A 21,092-nucleotide genomic window follows, 5' to 3' on the forward strand; every position below is an offset into this window, starting at 1 on the left:
TTGAAACGGTTTACGCAGTGGCTAGAGCATCGCTGGGTTAACCCAGCCTATGTAGGTTGGATACTGTTGGGGCTGGCGCTGTTCTTTTTTGCGGCGGCGACTAACACCCTAGCAGGCTGGCTATACGTGATTAGCGGAGTGATGTTGGCGCTGCTGCTGATTGCGGCGGTGCTGCCGCCCCGGAACCTGCAAGGACTTGTGGTAACGCGATCGCCCGTTGCACCAGTTACTGCCGGGGCACCATTGGATGTCGAGCTGCGGGTTCGCAACGCCCAGCGTCAGAGTAAAGGGCTGTTTCAGATCATCGACCCCGTGCCCTCGCGGCTGGGGGCTATAGCGGTACATGCCGTGGGCGCTTTGCCCTCAGGGCAAAGCCACACCTGGCGCTATCCTGTGCCGACTACGCGACGGGGCGTCTATCGCTGGTCAACGATCGATCTGCGCACCGCGGCCCCCCTGGGTTTGTTCTGGTGCCGGCGCACAATGCCCGCTCCTGCCACAGCCGTGGTCTATCCCCAGGTGTTGCCCCTAAAGCGTTGCCCCCTACTAGATACCATCGGTCAGCGTCAGGGTCAGCACTGGCGCTATAGCCCCTTAGCCAAGGCTGATACTCAGGGGGTGACGCGATCGCTGCGCCCCTATCGCTGGGGTGATCCGACCCGGCTGATCCACTGGCGCACCAGCGCCCGCTACGGCGAACTGCGAGTGCGCGAGCTAGAGAGCATCACCACCAGTCGAGAAATTCTAATTGCCCTCAATACCACCGCGCGCTGGAGTGAGGAGAGCTTTGAGCAGGCGGTAGTGGCGGCGGCGTCACTCTACACCTACGCCCTGAAGCAGGGTTTTGCCGCAGCCCTGTGGGTTTCCCAAGCAGACACTCTGCGGGACTCAGCCCGAGTGATGCACGCTTTGGCTGAGATAAACCCTGACCCAGGCCGCGATTTGCGCAGCTTGCAAGAACCGACCTGGAACGAGTATCCAGGCCAGAATCGCACCCTTTCGTTACCCCAAGTAGCGACGATCTGGCTCACCGCTGCTGGTGCCCAGTCCGTTGCCCTCGCGGCTGGCAGTCGACAACTGGTTTGGAGCAGCGGCGAGGGCCCTCCTACCTCAGCAGACATGCCAATCACGCTTCAAATGGATTCAAGCCTTCCTTTAGAACCGCAGCTTCAGGCTAATTTAGCTCGATAGAACCTGCTTAGATTGTATATAAATTGCCTAAGCGCGCCCGCCGAGAGTGACTCGCTGCTGGAGTTTTTGGCAAGCTGTCCACAGGTCAGGCAGCAGATGAGTAGGACGAAACCCTTGGAGATAGCTGCTGCTGCGAATGCCGCAGGTAACGGCCACTGTCTCTAGGCCAAGGGTTTGGCCAGCCATGATGTCGGCTTCGGTGTCGCCAACCATCCAGCTTTGGCGGAGGTCGTAGCCCTGGCGCTGCTGGGTGGCGATCGCCGCCTGCAGCCGTTCTACCTTGTGGTTGACCTGGTTGGTGTAGGCGGCGTCGACTTGGGGCATGCCGTAGAGATCGCTAATGGCCCAGCGGAGATCGTGCTGGTCTAGAAAATCCATCACCTGATCGGGAGGGCGTAGGGTAACGAGCACCACCCGTACCTGGAACTGGCGCAGGAGATCTAAACCGGCTCGCGCCTGGGGTTGCACCTGGTCGTGGTCGAGCAGAGCAGATTGGTTGACGATGCGGCTCACCTGCGCCAAAAAAGCGTCAATGTTGGCCCCATTTAGCCCAGACCAATGGGCGATCTGCCGATCGGGCACTCGGTTTTGCTTGAAAGTCCAAAACTGTGATTTTGACAAATAACGCACGGTGACTGGATTGCCTTGGGCCTGGGCATTCGCCTGCACCCACGTTAAACCCTGGCGGTAGGTAGCGTAGTAGCGCTCAGAGACATCGGCAATGGGGCCGTCAAAATCGCAAAAAATGGTGATCGCAGACATAGACTACAGAGACTCCTCACCGCTACCGGCGAATTCGCGTTAAGTACAACCTGACATCAGTTTTGTTAATAATTTCTTTACAAAAAGCAAAGCATGTTTACTTTAGCAACCCTGGCTCAAAACGACCACTGCTCTAACTCGGAAAAGTTGGTCTTCTCGTTCATGAGAAAGGTCTCATAGAACTTTATGCCCTGGTATCAGCATCGCCTGCGATCGCGGAGCGTACCTCAGCGCTATCCGCTCTAGCTTGGAGGCAGCGATCGCGGATTGTGCTCTATTCCCACGACACCATGGGCCTGGGTTACAAGCAACGGAATCTGCTGATTGCCTAGGTCTTGGGCAGTGCTGAGCTAGCGGTTGATATCTTGCTGATTAGCAGCATGGGCGATGCCAATGCCATGCCTGTACCAGATGGCAGTGACGCGCTGACTCTCCCCTATACAAAAACGCTGGCGCTTCGAATATCACCGCCATCAGCCGCTACTCTTGCAGACAATGAGCTAATTAGGATAGGCGTTATTTATCCCTAGGGTGCTTACCCAGAGGCGTCCCGTTCCAAGACTAGGGTGACAGGGCCGTCGTTGTGGATTTCGACTTGCATCATCGCGCCGAATTCGCCGGTTTCTACCCGTAGGTTGTTGGTTTTGAGCAGAGCCACAAAGTCGTTGTACAGCGCTTCTGCCTGGGCTGGTGGGGCGGCTCCATCAAAAGAGGGCCGTCTCCCCTTGCGGCAGTCGCCGTAGAGGGTGAACTGGCTCACCACCAGAATCTCGCCCTGAATCTCTTGAACGGACAAATCCCAGCGCTCGCTACCTGGTGACGGGAACAGCCGTAAATCCAAACATTTGCGTGCCATCCAGGTCAGTTCGGCAGCGGTGTCGGTAGGCGCAATGCCCACCAGGAGGTTGAGCCCTGGGCCAATTTTCCCCACTATCTGCCCGTCTACGGTGACGCTAGAGGCCGTCACCCGCTGCACTACGACTCGCACGACGCCTGGGGAGCAAATTTTTGCTGCCACACTTTGCGAATGCGATCGGCGGCTTCCACCATCTCTGCTTCTTTGGGCGGCTGGCCCAGGGTGCGAAACACCTGAAGCTCTAGCCCCTTCAGGCCTAGCTCTTGGGGGTTGTAGTGGTCAGGGTAGCGGGGTTGCAGCACAAAGTGAACGTGATAGGGCGGTTGGTCAACCCAAAGGCTGACGTAGACCCGCTCAGCCTCCATTGCTAGGGCGATCGCCTCCGACATCTGCTGCAAAAACGGCCCCATCGACGCCGACTCAGCCATCGACAAATCCCACAGATTTTCGCGATGGGTGCGGGTTTTGATCACCACCGACCCCAAACCGTAGGGTCCAACGCAGTGGTCAGCCACCCACCAGGGGTTCTCGGCGATGGTACCGCCAGGCACTGCCTGAGCACCTGCCAAAATTTGGCAGGCGAGACAGTCGATATGTAGTTGCATTCCTTTGTCGGTCATAGCCTAAGCCTCTTGCTGACGAGGGACGATGAGGCAACGTAGAAAGGCGGGTGAGGGTTCAAAGTTTGGGTTAGACCCTAAACCCTAAATCCTCACCCAGACGACCTAGACCTTTACTAGCACCTGGTCGCCTTCAACCTTGGCCTCAAAGGTTTCTAGAGGCTCCCGCGCCGGGCCAGAGTCAACGGTGCCGTCTGAGTTAAAGTTGCTGCCGTGGCAGGGGCAAGCAAACAAATTTTGTTCACCATTCCAGGTCACGGTGCAGCCAGCATGGGTGCAGGCCGCACTCACGGCAATCAGAGCATCTGGAGTGTTGGGGTCACGGATGACCGCCAGATTTTTGCCCTGCAAATTCTCATTGGCAAGGCTGCCCTGGGCATCTAGGTCAGCTACGGAGCCGAGGGGAACAAATTCACCGGCGGCTTCCGAACCCCCTTCAGAGGTTAAGTCAGACTGACAGGCTGCGATCGCCACTGGCAGCGAGGTAGCCAGCAACCCTAGCGCCAGCAGATTGTTAAACTCTCGACGCTTCATAGGCTCTGTTTTCCTCTATTTGCCAAACCCCTGGCCCCGCTTTGGCGAAGAAATCCCTAGGCAGGCGTTGAGCTGTTCGCGCAGAGTATCGTGGTCTAGCCCCTGGCCAATCAGCACCAGCTGATTTTTGGGCTCGCCCTTCCACTGGTCATCGTCTAGCGAAAAGCGCTTGCCGCTGAGGTGAAAGATGTGGCGCTTGGGGCTTTCGTCAAACCAGAGAATGCCCTTGGCCCGAAAAACCGACTCGGGAAGCAGGTTGTCGAGAAAGTTCTGAAACTTGCGAATGGCAAAGGGGCGATCGCTGGCAAACGACAGCGACGTAAACCCATCGATGGCCAAGTGGTCAGAGTGGTGCCCGTGGGCATGACCATGATCATCGTGGTCGTGCTCACAGTGGCCATGGTCATGGTCACAATTGTCGTGGTCGTGGGCCTCGTGGTCGTGGTGCTCGTGCCCGTGATGATCGTGGTCGTGATCGGCCCCGGCGCTGTCGCTGCCAAAGTATTTATCCGACTCAAACAGTCCCACGCTGAGAATCAGCGGTAGGGGCACCTGCGATTTGGTGGTGCGGAGAATTCTGGCGCCCTCTTTGACGTCGCGAATTTTGACCTCCAATAGATCAAGATCAGCGTCATCGACCAGGTCGGTCTTGTTGAGCAGAATAATGTCGCCGTAGGCAATTTGGTTGTGGGCCGCCTGGCTGTTGAAGAGATCCAGGCTGTAGTTTTCGGCATCCACCACGGTGACAATAGAGTCGAGCCGGGTCATATCGCGCAGTTCGGTGCCTAAAAAGGTCAGGGCAATGGGCAACGGATCAGCTAGTCCCGTGGTTTCCACCACTAAGTAATCAATTTTGTCCTGGCGCTCCAGCACTTTATACACTGCTTCCATCAGGTCATTGTTGATGGTGCAGCAGATACAGCCGTTGCTGAGCTCGACCATGGTGTCGTCGCTGTTTTCTGTGGCGATCAGCAGGTCGTTGTCGATGCCGATTTCGCCAAACTCATTCACCAGCACGGCGGTTTTGAGCCCTTCCTGGTTGGCCAAAATGTGGTTGAGCAGAGTGGTTTTGCCGCTGCCCAAAAAGCCGGTAATGATGGTGACGGGCAGACCGTGTTTGATGTCATCCATGGCCTGGGGCTGGATGGGGGGCGCAGCGGTAGACATGGGTGCTCTCTGAACGCAAGGACATTTTCCATACTAGCGATGAATCTGGAGTCGTGGCGGTTAGGGTTGGGATTGTTTAGGTAAGGAAGTATGGCCCCGGCCAGTCTTTGACCATGGTGCCGCCCAAACCAGTACAATTGCATTGATTTTGTTCTTGGCCATGGCCCATGCCCTTTATCCCAGACGCTCTACCCCGCTGCGGCTGGGTGCATCACAACGACCCGATTGAAATTGCCTATCACGACACCGAGTGGGGGGTGCCACTGCACTGCGATCGCAAACACTTTGAGTTCATCATTCTCGATGGCTTTCAGGCTGGGCTGAGCTGGATTACTATTCTGCGCAAGCGCGAAAACTTCCGCGCCGCCTTTGATGACTTTGACCCTCAAGTCGTCGCTGGCTACGATGAGGCCAAGCACCAAGAACTTTTGCAAAACGTGGGCATTGTGCGCAACCGCCTCAAAATTGCCGCCGCCACCCTCAATGCTCGGGCGTTTCTCGAAATGCAGGAGGCCTTCGGTAGCTTCGATCGCTACATCTGGCAGTTTGTCGATGGCGAAACCGTGCAGAATACCTGGCCCACCATGGCCGAGGTACCTACCCGCACTACCGTCTCCGATGCGATGAGCAAAGACCTGAAGCAACGCGGCTTTAAGTTCGTCGGCACCACCATTTGCTACGCCTACATGCAAGCAGCGGGCATGGTCAACGACCACACCACAGATTGTTTTCGCCATCGAGAATTGGCCTAACATTCCTGGTCAGAGGTTTTCGAGGTCTTTCCCACACAGCAAACGGCTGCGGAAAATTCGCTGCGCCAGGGTTCTTATGATTCACCGCAGTAGCTGGTCGATCATGCGGTTGGCCTGCGATTCATAGCTACCGCCAAACAGAGTGAAGTGGTTGAGGATGTGGTACAGGTTGTAGAGCGTTTTGCGGGTTTTGTAGCCCTGGCCTAGGGGATAGGCCGCATTATACGCCTCATAAAACGCAGCGGGGAAGCGGCCAAATAACTCGGTCATAGCAATATCGACCTCGCGATCGCCATAGTACGTCGCGGGATCCAAAATCACCGGCTCGCCGTCCTTCGTCACCGCCGCATTGCCCGACCACAGATCGCCGTGTACCAGACTGGGGACTGGGTCGTAGCCCGCCAGCAAATCTGGCAGCGCCATCAGCAGCTCGTGCTGACGCGGAAACCGACCACCCCGCCGCCCCGCTAGGCGAAACTGGTGACGCAGCCGGTGCTCGCGGTAAAACTCTAGCCAGGTCGCCGTCCAGGGGTTGGGCTGGGGGGTCGCACCAATAGTGTTGCTCTGGTGCCAGCCGAAACCTTTCTCGCTGGTGACTCGGTGCATCGCCGCCAGGGCCTCGCCCATGCGGCTCCAGGCATCGCCGCCGCCACTGCCCAGTTCTAGCCACTCCATGGCAATGTAGGCCGACCCATCTACCGTGCCCCAACAGATTGGCTTAGGCACTCGAATCGTCTGGCTGTCGTACATATCCTTGAGGCCCAGAGCCTCGGCCTCAAACATCGCCACCTGCGACGCCTGGTTGAGCTTGAGAAAATATGACTGGCTGCCGTCGCTGACCTGATAGGCCTGGTTGATGCAGCCGCCCCCCACCGATCGCCGGTCGGCAATGGTGAAGGCGGTGCCGGTTTTAGCGCTAATGTGCTGGGCGATCGCAGTCCACATAAGCCGCCCGTCCTAAGCCGCTGGCTGGAGAGTAACCACCCCATAGGCCTCGCTAGAGAGGTGGCGCTGGGCCGACTGCAATACATCCTTGACGCCCAGCTTTTGAATGTAGGCCGGGTAGTTAAGCCCTTCAGTGATATCGCCCGTTAGGGTGTGGTAGTAGCCGTAAAGCCCAGCGCGATCGCTCGGCGTTTCGTTGGCAAAAATAAACCGGTTAGCCACCTGGGTTTGCATCCGGCTCAGTTCTGCGGAGCTTACGGGCTCATCCATCACAGTGGCAATGTGCTGGGCGATCGCCTCCTCTACTGAGCCTAAATTTTCAGCGGGTAGCTGAGCCGACATCATAAATGCCCCCTGGTGGGCCAAAGTCATGTTGCTACAGCTAATGCTGGTCACCAGCTTGCGCTCTTCCCGCAGGTCGCGCACCAGGCGCGAGGTTAGCCCCCGCCCCAAAATCGAGGCCAAGATGTCGAGGCCGTAGGTATCCTCTAGCTGGGCTACCCCCGGCACGCGCCAGGCCATCACCAAGCGCGCCTGGGCCATGGCCGGATCGGTATGCGTCGCCCGCCGCACGGTCGCAAAGGGGGGCTCTAGATCATCGGGCAGCAGCGGCTTAAACCGCTCGATGGAGTTGGCGGTATCTAGCGGTGTATGGCGCTGGGCCATGACCTGCTCAAAGCCTTCAGCCACCGTAGCGATTAGAGTCTCGACTGGTAGATTGCCCACCGCCACCGCCGTCATGTTCTGGGGCTGGTACCAGGTGCTGTGAAACTCGCGCATTTGGGCCGGGGTGAGCCCCCCGACCACAGCGGTTGGCCCCAGCACGGGGCGGCGGTAGGGCAGCCGGTCAAAGACCAGCTCCATGGTGCGGGAATAGGTGCGGCGGCGGGGGTTGTCGTCGGCGCGGCGAATTTCCTCTAAAATTACCGGGCGCTCGCGCTCAAAATCATGGTCGCTGAGGCGCGGGGCCATCACCATCTGAATTTGCAGCGGGGCTAGAGCGGCGAAGTCTTGGGGCGCTGTGGTGATGTAGTACTTGGTGTAGTCTTGGCTAGTGGCGGCATTGGTCAAGGCCCCGCGCTCTTCCACCTGGCGCTCAAACTCACCGCATTGCAGCTGCTGAGTGCCCTTAAAAATCATGTGCTCTAAAAAGTGGGCCATGCCGTTGATGGCGTCGCTTTCTACCGCTGAGCCTACCCGCAGCCATAGGCTCAGGTTGACAACCTCTAGGGGCATTTGCTCAGCGATGACCGTCAGCCCGTTGGGGAGGCGACGAATGGTGGGTGAGACTAGGCGGGAGGGCAAATCTGCGGTTGCTGAGAGCAAAGCCATAGAGACAACAAGCCACCAGAAAAAACACTACGCTTAACGATACTAAGCTTTGAATATCTTAACGACTGAATTGTCCGCCTGCGAAAAACGTTCTGCTGCGTTTGTCAGGGCTGCGTTAGCTCAGCCTCGCCAATGGCAAATTGCAACGTCAGCTCGTAGTGACGGCAACTTGCGAGTTAGCGGGCTGGGTCACAGGTTGAGACCTCTACCAGTTAAGACGTTCAGGTGTGCCGCCTCAAACCGCTCCATCCGGTTTCTCGCTAATCTCGAACTCAGCTATGGTAGGTCGGCAGGGCTGCCGGGTTAAATTACGTCCCCTGGCGGGCAAAATGGTAGAACTTGGTCAAAACTCAATGGCCCATTCTTCCGAAAGTATTGTAAATTCCTGCTATGCGGACTGCTCCGGGGAGGTCAAATGGGAACCTGGATTAAAGAAACAGACATTGCAATCTACCTGATGCAGGGGGGCTACTGGATTTCTCGTATTACCAAATACCCGTCGAGTAATAACCCAAAGGAGCAGGTGGTCAACATCGGCAGCATCAAGACATGGTTTCAGCGGGATGATTACCCCCGTGCCATGACGGTGTCGACTGGTGCTGGAGGGCCGGAGCCCCAGCCCATGCCGCCTGCGCCGCCACCCCCACCGCCGCCAGGGAACGCCATCAACGCGGCGGGTCTAGCGATTGTCAAAGGGTTCGAGGGCCTCAGCCTCAGCGCCTACCCCGACCCCGGCACCGGGGGCGAACCTTGGACTATTGGCTACGGCCACACCTCCTCGGCAGGGGCACCGCAGGTCTCCCGAGGGCTCACCATCACCCGTGCCGAGGCCGAAGAGATTCTCAGGCGCGACCTCAAAAAGTATGAAAAGGCCGTTTCCGATGCCGTAACTCGGACGCTGACCAGCGACCAGTTTTCGGCGCTGGTGTCATTTACTTTTAACGTCGGCCCCGGCAATTTGCAGTCGTCTACTCTGCTAAAGAAGCTCAACGCCGGAGACGTGGCCGGAGCATCGGAGGAGTTTGCTAAGTGGATCTATGCCGGAGGCAATGTGATGCCGGGCCTGGAGCGCCGCCGCAAGGCTGAGCGTGCCCTGTTTCGCAGTGAGAACTGGCAGCAGTTTCTCTAGCCTGCACCTGGGCGGTCTGCCCCAGCCATCGGTAAAGGTAGTGGGATTGTGGCCCTGGGTGCGATCGCACCCAGGGCTGCTCTATGCTGACGGTGGCCCAACCCTGGGGCCACCAGAGTCATCTGGGGTTAGCTACCATATAACCGTTAAGACCTATGAACGGTTACCCCAGTAAATGGTTGCGGGGTGGGCAAAATGAGCTGGGAATGCCTCTAGTTTGCTTAACCCCCTTGTGGGCTGCTTTCGCCCCTAAACACGTCTTATATGACCGATGATTGCACTGTGCCTGACCTCAATCCCCCAATGGGTACCCCCGATGCCCGATCAGGAGTTGGCCAAGCCGGCGATCTACAGGCGTCAGAGCGGCATTTTCAGGCGGTGATCGAAACCATGGCCCTGGCGGGATGTGTGCTGCGCTACGTGCGCCACCCCGCTGGAACCGACGCTATCACCTACGTCAGCCCCGGCTGTATCGAAATCTGGGAGCTAGAGCCCGATCAGCTGCGCGGCCAGCCCCAGCAGCTGTGGCTGACCATTCATCCCAACGATCGCAGCACTGTGCAGGGGCTGCTCCAGCAGTCTGGCGCTACCCTCACTCCGTGGGTTGGCGAGTGGCGTCTGCTGACTCCCTCGGGGCATCAGACCTGGCTCCAGGGCATGGGTTGCCCAGAACGCCTGGCCAACGGTGACATTGCCTGGGATATTGTGGTGGTCGATATCAGCGAAAGGGCGCAGCTTGACGCTGAACGCCAGCAAACTGAAGAGGCGCTCGACATCGCTAACCAGCAGATGCAGGCGTTTATCGACAATTCTCCGGCTCTGGTCAGCATCTTTGACGCCACCGGGCACTATCGGCGGGTCCATCAGGCCACCGCAGCCCAATTTGGGCTGCGTCCTGAGGAGGTGGTAGGGCGTTCCTTTGCCGATCTGCTGCCGCCCTCGGTGCTAAGTGTTTTTATGAAGCGGGTGCAGCAGATCGTCACCACCCAAACCCCCCTGACCGTAGAAGATACACTGCACCTGGAGGGGGAGCAGCGGGTGTTTAGCTCGGTGCTATTCCCCGTTAGTCTGGAGGCCGATGGCACCCCCATTCTGGGGGCTATGGCCACCGACATTACGCCCCTAGCCCGGGCCCAGGAGGCGCTGCGCCGCCAGGCCGAAGAAGAGCGCCTGATTCGCACAATTACCCAACACATTCACCAATCGCTAGAGGTCGAGCAGATCTTGCAGACCACAGTCACCGAGGTGCGGCAGTTTTTGCAGACCGACCGGGTGCTCATCTACCGCTTCAATCCTGACCTCAGCGGCACGATGGTGGTCGAAGCGGTGCTGCCCCCTTGGGATGCAACCCTGGGCATCACCGTCAAAGACACCTGCTTTGCCAAGCCAGGTTTGGCCCGCCGCTACCGTCGAGGCCGCACCCACCACATCGACAATGTGGCTGAGGCCGACATTGCCCCCTGCTACCGTGCGCTGCTGACGCGCTTTCAGGTGCAGGCCAATCTAGTAGTGCCGATCAACTGTGGCAGCCACCTGTGGGGGCTGCTGTGCGTGCATCACTGCCGAGGGCCGCGCGATTGGCAGCCCAGGGAGCGCGCCCTGCTGGCGCAGCTGGCTGACCAGGTGGCGATCGCCCTTCAGCAGAGCCAGCTGCTGGCTCAGACCAGCACCCTGGCCCAGCAAGAAACGTTGCTCAACAACATCATCAGTGCCATTAGCGACAGTCTGGAGCTAGAGACGCTGCTTCAGCGGGCGGCGACTGAAATGCTGCACACTTTCAAGGTCAGTCGCGGCTTGGTGGTGCTCTGTCAGGCGACCGACTCGGTACTGGTGCATACCAACACTGCCAGTACGCCCGGTTTTGATAGTTTACAGGGGCAGATCATTCCCCTTGAGGGCAACCCCCACGCCCAGCGGGTGCTAGCCGAGGAGCAGCCGGTGGTTGTAGACGATATCAGCCTAGAACCGCTGCTGCTGCCCAGCTTGGCCCTGGCTCAAAAGCTAAAGATCGGGGCGATTCTGGCGGTCTCCATTCGCTATCGGGGCGTGGTCAAGGGCATCTTGAGCGTTCATCAGTGCCCTGGCCCCCGCTGCTGGAGCGAGGCCGAGATCAAGCTCATCAAGCGGTTGGCCGACCATTTGGCGATCGCCATTCACCAGGCCGAGCTCTACGCCCAGGCCCAGAGCGAGCTGGCTGAGCGCAAACGTTTAGAGGCCCAGCTGCGCTACGATGCCTCCCACGATCGCCTCACTGGGCTGCCCAACCGAACGTTGTTCCTAGAACAGCTGGCCCAGGCGCTCGATCAGCTGCACCACTGCACCAACCACCGACCTCAGGCATCTACCTTAGAATGTGTGCCCGATCGCTGCTGCGATTCCGGGACGGATATTCGCTCCGAGTCGGTTCCCGAACGCTGCGCGAATCGCCAGTTTGCCCTGCTGTTTCTCGACCTCGACCGCTTCAAAGTGATCAACGACAGTCTGGGCCACGCCATGGGCGATCGGCTGCTTCAGGTGGTGGCCCAGCGACTGCAAACTTGCCTGCGCCCGGCGGATGTGGCCGCCCGTTTGGGAGGTGACGAATTTGTGGTGCTGCTGACTAACCTCAGCGATGCCGCCGTCGCCATCAGCATGACCCAACGCATTCACACTATTCTCGAAAGCCCGGTGCTGCTTGAAGGGCACGAGGTCTTTATCCACGCCAGCATCGGTATCGCCCTCAGCGCCACCACCTACACCGACCCCAACCAAGTGCTGCGCGATGCTGATATCGCCATGTACAAAGCCAAGGGCAGCAACCGCGAGTACGCCATCTTTGACGCCCCCATGCACACCCTGGTGATGCAGCAGATGGAGCTGGAAAACGACCTACGCCGCGCCCTAGAGCGGTGTGAACTGCGGCTTTACTATCAGCCCATCATCAATTTGGCCACCGGCACCCTACAGGGGTTTGAGGCGCTGGTGCGGTGGCAGCATCCCCGCCGGGGGCTAGTGCCACCCCTAGAGTTCATTCCCATTGCCGAAAATACTGGGCTGATTACTATCCTCGACCTGTGGACCCTAAACGAGGCCTGCCGTCAGCTGAATGACTGGCATCAAAAGCTGCCTCACAGTCATAACCTCACCGTCAGCGTCAACCTTTCCGGCAAGCAATTTGTGCGCCCTGACCTGGTTCAGCAAATCGATGACGCCCTGAGCCGCAACGGCCTGCGGGGGCAGCACCTGAAGGTCGAAATCACCGAAAGCGTGCTGATTCAAAATGCTCAGATGGCCATTGACTTGCTTAAGCAGCTGCGCCAGCGCCAGATTCAGATCTGCATGGATGACTTTGGCACCGGCTATTCATCCCTCAGCTACCTACATCGGTTTCCTATCGATGTGCTCAAAATCGACAAGTCGTTTATTACCAACCTGCATCGCGTCGGCCCCAGCACGGGCGACTACGAAATCGTCAAGGCCATCATCAGCCTGGCCACCAATCTCAACCTAACCGTGGTGGCCGAGGGTATTGAGACCATCGAGCAGGCCGTCTATCTTCAGACCCATCAGTGTCAGGGAGGGCAGGGCTACCACTTTTCTCGGCCCCTCTCTGTGGAGGAGGCAACAGCGTTCATCACCCAGCTGCCGCCCCCCAGACCTGGCCCCACTAAAACGGAAACGGCTTGTAGGGAATCCACTGGGCCCACAGCTTAGCCAGGGTGCCGTTCATAATCAGCTGATTAATCGCCTGGTTGATGGCCTCTAGCAGTTCCCGGTTGCCTGGCAGCACCCCAACACCAAAGGGAATCTGGGTGGGCAGCTGAAAGGCCACCCGCAGGCTGGTGGTGTCGGCCTCGGCGGTGAGCAGCAGCAGGGCATCACCCACCAGGGCATCGATCGCACCCTGAGCCAGGGCCGTTAGCAGGGCGGGCCGATTGTGGTCTGCCCCTTCAAATGGCACCCATTCCAGATCCGGCAAAGCCTCGGTGAGAATCAGGGGACTGCTGCCCGCCAGAGAGCCGAGCCGCTTGCCCGCCAGGTCTTCCAGCGTTTGGATAGAGCTATCTTCGCGCACCAGCACAGCCTCGTCGAAGCGACCGTAGGGGCGGGTGAAATCGGCCCATGCTCGGCGATCTTGGGTAATGGCCTGGCTAAACCACACCACGTCATAATCGCCGGTGCTGAGGGTGGGATAAAACGCTTCGGGTGGGCAGTCAAACCACACCAGCTCTAGCCCCAGCAGCTCGCCCACAGCCCGTGCCACGGCAGGTTCGTAGCCCTGGCGATCGCCATCTTGCACAAAGCTCATCGGCCGGGCATCAAAATCGTTGGCAATAATGGAAAGCTGCCCCGGCTGAACGGTGGTAAAGTCCATGACCATGTAAAAGGAATGTAGGGCTATTGTGACACCAAACCCAGTCGCCCCATAAGGGCGCTCGCCCCCCAGAGCTATAGCGCTTGAAATCGCTCTCTATTCGTGGAATGGTGATAGGGAGTACTGCACGCCTGCGCGAGAGTCCCATGACTGTTGGTAATCCTGCTTCTGATCCGGCCTTTGAACCCCTGCGCCAGTTTCGCCCGCTGCTGCTGAAGGCCCACAAAATTTTGATGGATGCTGAGAAAGACCGCTACGAGGCCAAACACGGTGCGATCGCCAACAAAGGCGACTACCTGCGCCTGGTGCTCAACCATGAGCAGTTTAGCTGGCTGCGGCCCATCTCCCAGCTGATTGTGCAGATCGACGAGGTGCTGATGTCAAAACAGCCCCAGCCCCTAGAGCGCGCCCCCGAGCTGCTCAGCCAGGCCCGCCACCTGCTGCACGACACCGAGATTGGCCAGGCGTTTCAAGATCGCACCCAGCTGGTCGCCCGCCACGACCCCGAAATGGCCGCCATGGCCCAGCGCCTGGATGAAATCATGCAGCCCTACGGCCCTCAGCCAGACAACAGCCCGACCTAATCGGCAGCGTCTACGTGCAAGCGCCCATCCTGTGCAAAGATAATAAGACTGCAAAAAGCAGGTTCCCGCCTGGGTGCCAGGCGTTAGGGCGGATTGAGTAAGAGCGAGTGTGTGTTATGAATATTGGCGATCGCGTCCGAATCAAAGAATCAGTTATCTTTTATCACCACCCGCTGCACCGCAACGAAGCCTTCGACGGCAAAGGTCTGGAGGGGGTCGTTTTGAATATTCTTAGCGACTACAAAGGTCGCCCCATCAGCCCAAACTTCCCGGTTCAGGTAGAGTTTGAGGTTGAGGGAGCAAAACGGCCCATGCGCGCCCACCTAAAGCAAGATGAGCTCGAAGCCCTTTAGCCCTAGGGTTTCTCAAAATCGATTGAATTACTGCTTGGCTATTTTTTTAAGTAGAGCGACGGCTCAGCCAGGCCAATACATTGACCTCCGATCGCATCTGCTCTAGATCGCGCCGGTTCTCTGCGGCTACCTGGTCATACCACTGATAGTAGGCGTCCAGATTGACCCGATGCTCGACCTCCAGGCGAAAGTCTTGGGCAGCCTGCTGGAGTTCCAGGTACTCAATTACCTCCTGGGGCGTAGCCAGCGATCGCGGCGATAGGTATTCAAACATAGCGGCCCGGCATGACACAGGGTTATCATAGCCTGCCTACCTGGGGTGAGTGGGTGGACTCTGGATAGAGATAGCGCTCCAGCGGGAGCATGGTCAGCGCAGCAAGTCATCCATTCCCTACACCTTCTTCCCCCTAACCCTCGCCAGTCCCCAGCATCCCAGCAGCGGCCAAACAACCCCAGCCCACCATCAGAGCCGCGCCGCCGATGGGGGCCACGGCTCCCAGCATGCTCTGACCCGTCAGAGCCAGGGCGTAGAGGCTGCCCGAAAACACGACCGTACCGGCGATCAAGGCCCACCCCGAGGCGGTGAGCAAACCAGGAGCCCCTAGCTGTTGGTGACGCACCAGGGCCACCAGCAGCAGAGCTAGGGCATGATACATCTGGTAGCGGGCTGCGGTTTCAAACACCGTCAGCAGGCGATCGCTGAGCTGAGGTTTAAGGGCGTGGGTAGCAAAGGCCCCAGCAGTTACAGCAGTGCCGCCCAGCACCGCTGCGATCGCAATGAATAGCCGTTCCACGGTCATAACTGCCTGATGTTGCCGGTTTACTTGTCCTTAACTGCTTCTAGCAGACGGGAAAAATAAAACTGAGACTTGGTCATCGCCCGCCGCTCGATGCGCCAGCCATCGGCCTCTAGAGCCTTCACAATATCAGCCTCCCGGTGCAAGTAGGCCCGAGTCGCTTTGCTCGGCCCTGGGAAAAATTCGCCCACCTTCTTCAGAGCGCTATAAAACACGGTCTTAGGTGCAAAACTCATGATCAGGCGCGACTCGGCCAGCGAGCCCAGGTGGCTGATCATGCTCTGCATCTGGTTCTGGGGATAGTGAATCAGGACGTCTAAGCAAACTACTGTGTGATAGCGACCGGCCAATTCCTCCAGGTCTTTAACCTCAAAAGTGGGCAAGTTTTTGCCCTCTAGAGCGATCTCAGCCCGTTGGCGGGCCTCCTCGACCATTTTGGCGGAGATGTCGCTGGCATAGACTTGAGCCCCTGCCTGAGCTAGGGGAATGGTCAGGCTGCCTACGCCGCAGCCTGCATCGCAGCAGCTGAGCCCGTCCAGATTGCCGTCGGCCTCTAGCCAGCCCATCAGCGTGTCTACCGTGCGCTGGTGCCCCTTGCGAATGTCGAGCTGCACCTTATTGACCTCGCCATCGCCGTAGATACGCTGCCAGCGGTCAAAGCCGGTGGCATTAAAGTATTCGCGAACTACGGTTTTATCGTCAGTGGCAGTCATGGGGAGAGCTTTGGGGTTTGCTAATTTCTGTAAAATTCTATGATGTTTTGCTGCGCCAAAACGGCCCGCAACGAAACTCAACCTTCCTCAACGTCCAGAGAGCAATGGCTAGAACCCGCCAGTGGCATGATGGGAAGGCACTTTTCGACGGCAGCAAAGGCGATGACTACTCCTGAAATTGGCATCATTATGGGCAGCGACTCAGACTTGCCCACCATGGCCGCTGCCATTGAGGTCTGTACTGAGTTTGGGGTTGCCCATGAAGTGGCCATTGTGTCGGCCCACCGCACCCCCGAGCGCATGGTTACCTATGCCCAGACTGCGCGCGATCGCGGCCTCAAGGTGATCATCGCCGGGGCTGGAGGGGCGGCCCACCTGCCCGGCATGGTCGCCGCCCTCACCCCACTGCCCGTGATTGGCGTTCCTGTCGTCAGCCGCACCATGCAGGGGCTCGATTCGCTCTACTCGATTGTGCAAATGCCAGCGGGCATTCCGGTGGCCACAGTCGCCATCGGCAACGCCACGAATGCTGGGCTGCTGGCGGTGCAGATTTTGGCCACCGATCGCCCAGCCCTACTCGATCAGGTCGCCCAATATCGCCGCGATCTTGAAACTTCGGTACTCGCCAAACAGCAAAAACTCGACCAGCTTGGACCCCAAGGCTACTTAGCGAGTCAACTTTAGAAGATGCCAGCACCTTTTTGACGGCAATGTTCCTTAAAACGTCTTTGACAAACAATTAATTTGTAGTTAATTAACCCTATGTTTTAAGGACTACATGAGGAATGTAGCAGCCTTGCAGGGTGTTGTGTATCGCTTGATACAGATTGCTTGCCTCAGAATTGATGGAATCAACTTGTTCTATTTACACGCAAATTCCTCTGCCCGTAATGTCAAAAATGTTTAGGCAGATCGGTGTGGGTTTCTAACGGTATTTTTCGATTGACGTAGCTGCCATTAGAAACCTGCAACTTTGCATGTGGCTCGCAGAATGCATCTATTCTGTGGGCCCTATCTCCCATGGGGATTTGTCTCAGCGCTAGGCGGCTGAGAGCATAGACCCGAAAAGCGGTAGGCCGTGTTCACTGTCTGATTGTGTTGAAGGAACGTCTGTTGAGATGTCTAATTTAGTGTTGCGTAATCGTTCTAAGTTCCGGAGGCGGTCTAAACCCAGCTTTTGGAACGCCAGCGTGCCACCCTTTGACGCGGCGTTTAAGCGTCTGTTTGGCCGCATTGGTGGCTGGGCTTGGGTAGCCTGTGTCCCTTTGTCGTTGATTATTCTGGCCACCTGGGGAGTAGCGGTTCACGCTCAGGAAGAGTTAACTGCTGCCGATGTGCAAGTCACCCTCAACAATATTTGGGTGTTGGTCTGTGCCTTCTTGGTCATTTTCATGAATGCTGGCTTCGCCATGGTGGAGACTGGCTTTTGTCGGCAAAAGAATGCCGTCAACGTGTTGACCAAAAACCTGATTGTGTTTGCTCTAGCCACCCTAGCCTATTGGTTCATCGGCTTTTCGCTGATGTTTGGCACCAATGGCAACGGCTGGGTAGGTTGGGGGAGTTTCTTCCTCGGTGGTGCCCCTGAGCTATACGGTCTAGGTCCCGATGGCATCAATCTGACCAAGGATACGTTCTTCCTATTTCAGGCTGCCTTTGCTGGCACTGCTGCCACCATCGTGTCGGGGGCTGTGGCCGAGCGCATCAAGTTTGTCGACTTCCTCATCTTCAGCGTGTTGTTGACCGCCGTTGCCTACCCCATCACAGGCCACTGGCTCTGGGGTGGTGGCTGGCTCGCTGAGCTTGGCTTCCATGACTTTGCTGGGTCTACCATTGTTCACTCTGTAGGCGGCTGGGCAGCTCTTATGGGGGCGGCATTTCTCGGCCCTCGCATGGGTAAGTACAACGCCGATGGCCGGGTAAATGCTCTGCCGGGTCACAACCTGAGCATTGCAACCCTGGGTTGCTTAATTCTTTGGCTAGGCTGGTTTGGGTTTAACCCCGGTTCTCAGCTAGCAGCTGATTCAGCGGTAGCCTACATTGCCGTTACGACTAACCTGGGTGCTGCTGCCGGTGGCGTAGCCGCTACCGCTGTCTCTTGGGCAATGAGCGGCAAGCCTGACCTGTCGATGACTATCAACGGTATTCTGGCTGGTCTGGTATCGGTCACCGCTGGCTGCTTTGTCTTTGGTTATGCGGGGGCTTTCTTTGCCGGTTTGATTGGCGGCATCATTGTGGTGTTTGCAGTCGGCTTCTTTGATAGCATCAAAATTGACGATCCGGTGGGCGCTACCTCTGTGCACCTGGTCTGCGGCATCTGGGGCACTCTAGCCGTAGGCTTGTTTGCCAACCCTAATAACTTCACCCAGGGGGGTGAGGGCATTGCTGGGCTGTTCTACGGTGGCGGCTTAGGTCAGCTAGGGGTTCAAATCCTAGGCGTTTTGACCATTGGTCTGTTTACAGTAGTGCTGTCCACCATATTCTGGTTGGTTGTTAAATCTGTTCTAGGCCTGCGGGTGAGTGCCGAAGAAGAGATGAAAGGGCTGGACATCGGCGAGCACGGCATGGAGGCCTACAGTGGCTTTCTCAAAGACACCAGCGATATGACTGGTGTGATGTAGCTTTCACTAAAGCGTTGGTTTTTGCCGTGGGTTAGAACCATATATTGAGGGCACCTGCGCAGCTTGCGCAGGTGTTTTTTTGTTGCTGATACGGCGGATTGAACCGGCATTCTGACCTGACAAGGGCCGTTTTTGGCAAATGGTTACAATATATCTATCGGGAAAGGGGGCAGCTGGTAGTCTAGGTGGGAGTAACTGCTGCCGATGCGACCGGGTCTCCTGGGGGTTCTTTAGAGAGCGCCAGGGCAGAACCTTTGAATCGACGGTTCCCTGAACTGCACCATGAGCCATTCCACGTCTGTAGTGGAAGAATTGCTGACCGCAATTCCCCAGTTGAGACCTAGCCTCTACTTCAAGACCTCTCTGACCGCGTTGTCCCACGCGATGGAAGATCACGTGCTGGCGGGGACGGCGAAGTTTTTAGTGATCGCCAGCTTTCAGCAGGAGCGGTTTTATTTGCAGGAGGCTAACCGCTATCTGCGCATTGCCGAGCTAACCGATCAGGTCTATGTGCTGTCGGCCCTGGGCACTAGTTTTGTCAGCCGCTCTGAAAACTATGAAACCGTTGCCTTTGAACCCGACGATGCCCTCACCCAGGAGTGGCATCTGGTGGTGGTGGGAGCCGACTACAGCGCCTGCTTGATCTGTCGAGAGCGATCGCCCGTACCGGCCATTGACGGTCCGCCCCTGGATCAAACCCGCCGCTTTGAAGGCATTTGGACCCAGGATCGCTATGTCAGTCAAACGGCAGCGGTGCTGCTGCTCGATCGCATTGCTGAATATCGACCCGATCTGGCTGCCAAACTGGCGATCGCCCGCCAGCGCTACATCGACCCATCTCTGATGCCCACCGAACGCCTTGACGGCAGCGGCGGGCCTGATCCCTTCACCCAGCGTCTGGTCACCTACCTTCAGGCAGGGCAGTACAAGCTGCTCAAAGCCTACAAAGCCATTACCGCTCAAGAGCGACGCGAGCGTTTAGTTAATTCCATTACCTCAGTGGTGCGGCAGTCCCTCAACGCCGACGAAATTTTTGCTAAAGCGGCCCAGGAGCTGGGTCAGGCCCTGCATGTGTGCCGCTGCCTGATCTACCCCTGTAGCGCCACCGATGCCACGGTGGTGATTGCTCACCAGCACCTCAACAGCAAGGTCGAGTCGTTGCTGGGCGAAACCTGGCCCCTGGCAACGAATCCCCTGTTTGACTACATTCAAGACACGAAAGAAATTGTCGCCATCGCCGATACCCAAGACCGCGAGTCGCCCTTTCACTATGAGCTAGAGGCCATTCGGCCCCTGATCGAGCGGTGGCAGATTCAGTCGTGGCTGATTGTGCCCCTCACCTACCAAGACCGCCTGGTGGGCCTGATCGAGCTGCACCACTGCCGGCCCCAGCCCTACGAATGGAGCGAAGACGACACGGCCCTGGTGGATGCGATCGCTACCCAGCTCAGCGTAGCCATCATTCAGGCCGAGGCCTACGCTAACCTGCAGGACCTCAACCAGCAGCTCGAAGCCCTCGATCGCACCCGGGCCAATCTGATCGCTATCACCGGTCACGAACTGCGCACGCCCCTCTCGACGATTCAGGTCTGCCTCGAAAGTCTGGCCACCGAACCCGACATGCCCAACGAGCTGCGCCAGATTATGCTGCAATCGGCCCTCGAAGACGCCGAGCGCATGCGCAAGCTGGTGCAAGACTTTCTTACCCTGTCACGGCTCGAAAGCGGTCGCGTCGAGTGGAACCTGGAGTCGCTCTCTATTCAAGAGTGTGTCGATTTGGCCCTCAGCAGCATCCACGGCAGCCAAGACAGCGACAAAACGCCCACCATCAAAGTCAAGATTCCTAAGCAGGTGCCGCTGGTGCGTGCCGACGGCGAGTGGCTGGTCGAGGTGCTGGCTAAACTGCTCGACAACGCCCAAAAATTTACCCCTACCACCGGCAAAATTACCATTCAGGTGACCCGCTCTAACCCTACCCACCTGCAAGTGACCGTGGCCGACACTGGGCGCGGCATCGAGCCCAGCCGCCTGCATGTGGTGTTCGATCGCTTTTATCAAGAAGAAGGGGCACTGCGGCGGACTACCGGCGGTACGGGGCTGGGGCTAGCCATGTGCCGTCAGATCGTGGAGGGGCTGGGGGGCACAATCTGGGCCGAATCAGAGGGCAAAGACAAGGGCAGTCAGTTTCACTTCACCGTCCCCATTGCTCAAGGTAAGCTCGACAGCCGCAGCAACCGCTCCACCGGGGTCAAAAAGCAGCCCGCCACCCTACCGGGCAACCCCTCTGTACTGCTCGATGACTAGAGCTGAACAGTGGTCTCAGTACCTTGCTATTGAGCCACTGAGGCAGCTGAGGGGGCAAGGCATGGCATGATGGCCATATCT

At 57.9% G+C, this 21,092-nt stretch carries 21 protein-coding genes; 10 read left to right on the forward strand and 11 right to left on the reverse strand.

Annotated elements, in window-relative coordinates:
* Positions 1-1,191 carry a DUF58 domain-containing protein gene (locus H6F57_RS14985; protein WP_199289445.1) on the forward strand — a complete coding sequence of 397 codons (1,191 nt, stop codon included), beginning with the start codon at positions 1-3 and terminating at the stop codon, positions 1,189-1,191.
* A 27-nt stretch (positions 1,192-1,218) separates the two neighbouring features.
* Here H6F57_RS14985 and H6F57_RS14990 read toward each other — a convergent pair whose 3' ends face one another.
* The 5 genes from H6F57_RS14990 to H6F57_RS15010 all read right to left on the reverse strand — a co-directional run bounded on the left by H6F57_RS14990 (position 1,219) and on the right by H6F57_RS15010 (position 5,130).
* Positions 1,219-1,953: an HAD hydrolase-like protein gene (locus H6F57_RS14990; protein ID WP_190624612.1), complete on the reverse strand. Its 735-nt coding sequence runs from the start codon at positions 1,951-1,953 to the stop codon at positions 1,219-1,221.
* A gap of 535 nt (positions 1,954-2,488) precedes the next feature.
* Positions 2,489-2,941: a D-aminoacyl-tRNA deacylase gene (gene dtd / locus H6F57_RS14995; RefSeq protein WP_190624611.1), complete on the reverse strand. Its 453-nt coding sequence runs from the start codon at positions 2,939-2,941 to the stop codon at positions 2,489-2,491.
* A complete protein-coding gene (locus H6F57_RS15000; protein ID WP_190624610.1) occupies positions 2,929-3,429 on the reverse strand; it encodes a diadenosine tetraphosphate hydrolase in 501 nt (166 codons plus the stop codon). The genes dtd and H6F57_RS15000 overlap by 13 nt, the downstream gene beginning before the upstream one ends.
* A 105-nt stretch (positions 3,430-3,534) precedes the next feature.
* A complete protein-coding gene (locus H6F57_RS15005) occupies positions 3,535-3,963 on the reverse strand; it encodes a Rieske 2Fe-2S domain-containing protein (protein ID WP_190624609.1) in 429 nt (142 codons plus the stop codon).
* 15 nt (positions 3,964-3,978) lie between these two features.
* Positions 3,979-5,130: a GTP-binding protein gene (locus H6F57_RS15010; RefSeq protein WP_242024725.1), complete on the reverse strand. Its 1,152-nt coding sequence runs from the start codon at positions 5,128-5,130 to the stop codon at positions 3,979-3,981.
* A gap of 167 nt (positions 5,131-5,297) precedes the next feature.
* Here H6F57_RS15010 and H6F57_RS15015 point away from each other — a divergent pair, with 167 nt between their 5' ends.
* The gene (locus H6F57_RS15015) at positions 5,298-5,882 is read left to right on the forward strand and encodes a DNA-3-methyladenine glycosylase I (protein WP_190624608.1); all 585 of its coding nucleotides are present in this window, start codon (positions 5,298-5,300) and stop codon (positions 5,880-5,882) included.
* A gap of 81 nt (positions 5,883-5,963) precedes the next feature.
* Here the strand turns inward: H6F57_RS15015 and H6F57_RS15020 are convergent, their stop codons facing one another.
* Together H6F57_RS15020 and H6F57_RS15025 are read right to left on the reverse strand one after the other, a co-directional pair.
* A complete protein-coding gene (locus H6F57_RS15020) occupies positions 5,964-6,827 on the reverse strand; it encodes a fructosamine kinase family protein (protein ID WP_190624607.1) in 864 nt (287 codons plus the stop codon).
* A gap of 12 nt (positions 6,828-6,839) precedes the next feature.
* Entirely contained in the window at positions 6,840-8,159 is a 1,320-nt protein-coding gene (locus tag H6F57_RS15025; RefSeq protein ID WP_190624606.1) for a pitrilysin family protein, read from the reverse strand.
* Between the two features lie 622 nt (positions 8,160-8,781).
* Between H6F57_RS15025 and H6F57_RS15030 the strand changes: the two genes are divergently transcribed.
* From H6F57_RS15030 to H6F57_RS15040, 3 genes are all read left to right on the forward strand, one after another.
* Entirely contained in the window at positions 8,782-9,288 is a 507-nt protein-coding gene (locus tag H6F57_RS15030; RefSeq protein WP_347279972.1) for a lysozyme, read from the forward strand.
* Entirely contained in the window at positions 9,263-9,463 is a 201-nt protein-coding gene (locus H6F57_RS15035) for a hypothetical protein (protein ID WP_190624604.1), read from the forward strand. The genes H6F57_RS15030 and H6F57_RS15035 overlap by 26 nt, the downstream gene beginning before the upstream one ends.
* An 89-nt stretch (positions 9,464-9,552) precedes the next feature.
* On the forward strand, positions 9,553-12,981 hold the full coding sequence (locus H6F57_RS15040) for an EAL domain-containing protein (RefSeq protein WP_190624603.1): 3,429 nt from the start codon (positions 9,553-9,555) through the stop codon (positions 12,979-12,981).
* On the opposite strand, the gene H6F57_RS15045 is transcribed toward H6F57_RS15040, so the two are convergent.
* The gene (locus H6F57_RS15045) at positions 12,935-13,642 is read right to left on the reverse strand and encodes a transporter substrate-binding domain-containing protein (RefSeq protein ID WP_190624602.1); all 708 of its coding nucleotides are present in this window, start codon (positions 13,640-13,642) and stop codon (positions 12,935-12,937) included. The genes H6F57_RS15040 and H6F57_RS15045 overlap by 47 nt on opposite strands.
* A 146-nt stretch (positions 13,643-13,788) precedes the next feature.
* On the opposite strand from H6F57_RS15045, the gene H6F57_RS15050 reads away from it, so the two are divergent.
* Together H6F57_RS15050 and H6F57_RS15055 are read left to right on the forward strand one after the other, a co-directional pair.
* The gene (locus tag H6F57_RS15050) at positions 13,789-14,226 is read left to right on the forward strand and encodes a hypothetical protein (protein WP_190624601.1); all 438 of its coding nucleotides are present in this window, start codon (positions 13,789-13,791) and stop codon (positions 14,224-14,226) included.
* Between the two features lie 116 nt (positions 14,227-14,342).
* The gene (locus H6F57_RS15055) at positions 14,343-14,579 is read left to right on the forward strand and encodes a ferredoxin-thioredoxin reductase variable chain (RefSeq protein ID WP_190624600.1); all 237 of its coding nucleotides are present in this window, start codon (positions 14,343-14,345) and stop codon (positions 14,577-14,579) included.
* A 46-nt stretch (positions 14,580-14,625) separates the two neighbouring features.
* Here H6F57_RS15055 and H6F57_RS15060 read toward each other — a convergent pair whose 3' ends face one another.
* From H6F57_RS15060 to bchM, 3 genes are all read right to left on the reverse strand, one after another.
* Positions 14,626-14,853, reverse strand: a complete 228-nt coding sequence (locus H6F57_RS15060; RefSeq protein ID WP_190624599.1) for a hypothetical protein — start codon at positions 14,851-14,853, stop codon at positions 14,626-14,628.
* A gap of 133 nt (positions 14,854-14,986) precedes the next feature.
* Positions 14,987-15,379, reverse strand: a complete 393-nt coding sequence (locus H6F57_RS15065; protein WP_190624598.1) for a DUF423 domain-containing protein — start codon at positions 15,377-15,379, stop codon at positions 14,987-14,989.
* 20 nt (positions 15,380-15,399) lie between these two features.
* Positions 15,400-16,089 (reverse strand): magnesium protoporphyrin IX methyltransferase, encoded by a 690-nt coding sequence (bchM, locus tag H6F57_RS15070; RefSeq protein WP_190624597.1) that lies wholly within the window; start codon positions 16,087-16,089, stop codon positions 15,400-15,402.
* A gap of 162 nt (positions 16,090-16,251) precedes the next feature.
* On the opposite strand from bchM, the gene purE reads away from it, so the two are divergent.
* The 3 genes from purE (at position 16,252) to H6F57_RS15085 (ending at position 21,011) form a co-directional block, all read left to right on the forward strand.
* The gene (purE, locus tag H6F57_RS15075; RefSeq protein WP_190624636.1) at positions 16,252-16,773 is read left to right on the forward strand and encodes a 5-(carboxyamino)imidazole ribonucleotide mutase; all 522 of its coding nucleotides are present in this window, start codon (positions 16,252-16,254) and stop codon (positions 16,771-16,773) included.
* Positions 16,774-17,207: 434 nt separating this feature from the next.
* On the forward strand, positions 17,208-18,707 hold the full coding sequence (locus H6F57_RS15080) for an ammonium transporter (protein WP_190624596.1): 1,500 nt from the start codon (positions 17,208-17,210) through the stop codon (positions 18,705-18,707).
* Between the two features lie 282 nt (positions 18,708-18,989).
* Positions 18,990-21,011 carry a DICT sensory domain-containing protein gene (locus H6F57_RS15085; protein WP_190624595.1) on the forward strand — a complete coding sequence of 674 codons (2,022 nt, stop codon included), beginning with the start codon at positions 18,990-18,992 and terminating at the stop codon, positions 21,009-21,011.
* The last annotated feature ends 81 nt before the right edge of the window (positions 21,012-21,092 follow it).

The organism is Leptolyngbya sp. FACHB-60 (assembly GCF_014695775.1).
Taxonomy (GTDB): domain Bacteria; phylum Cyanobacteriota; class Cyanobacteriia; order Phormidesmidales; family Phormidesmidaceae; genus Nodosilinea.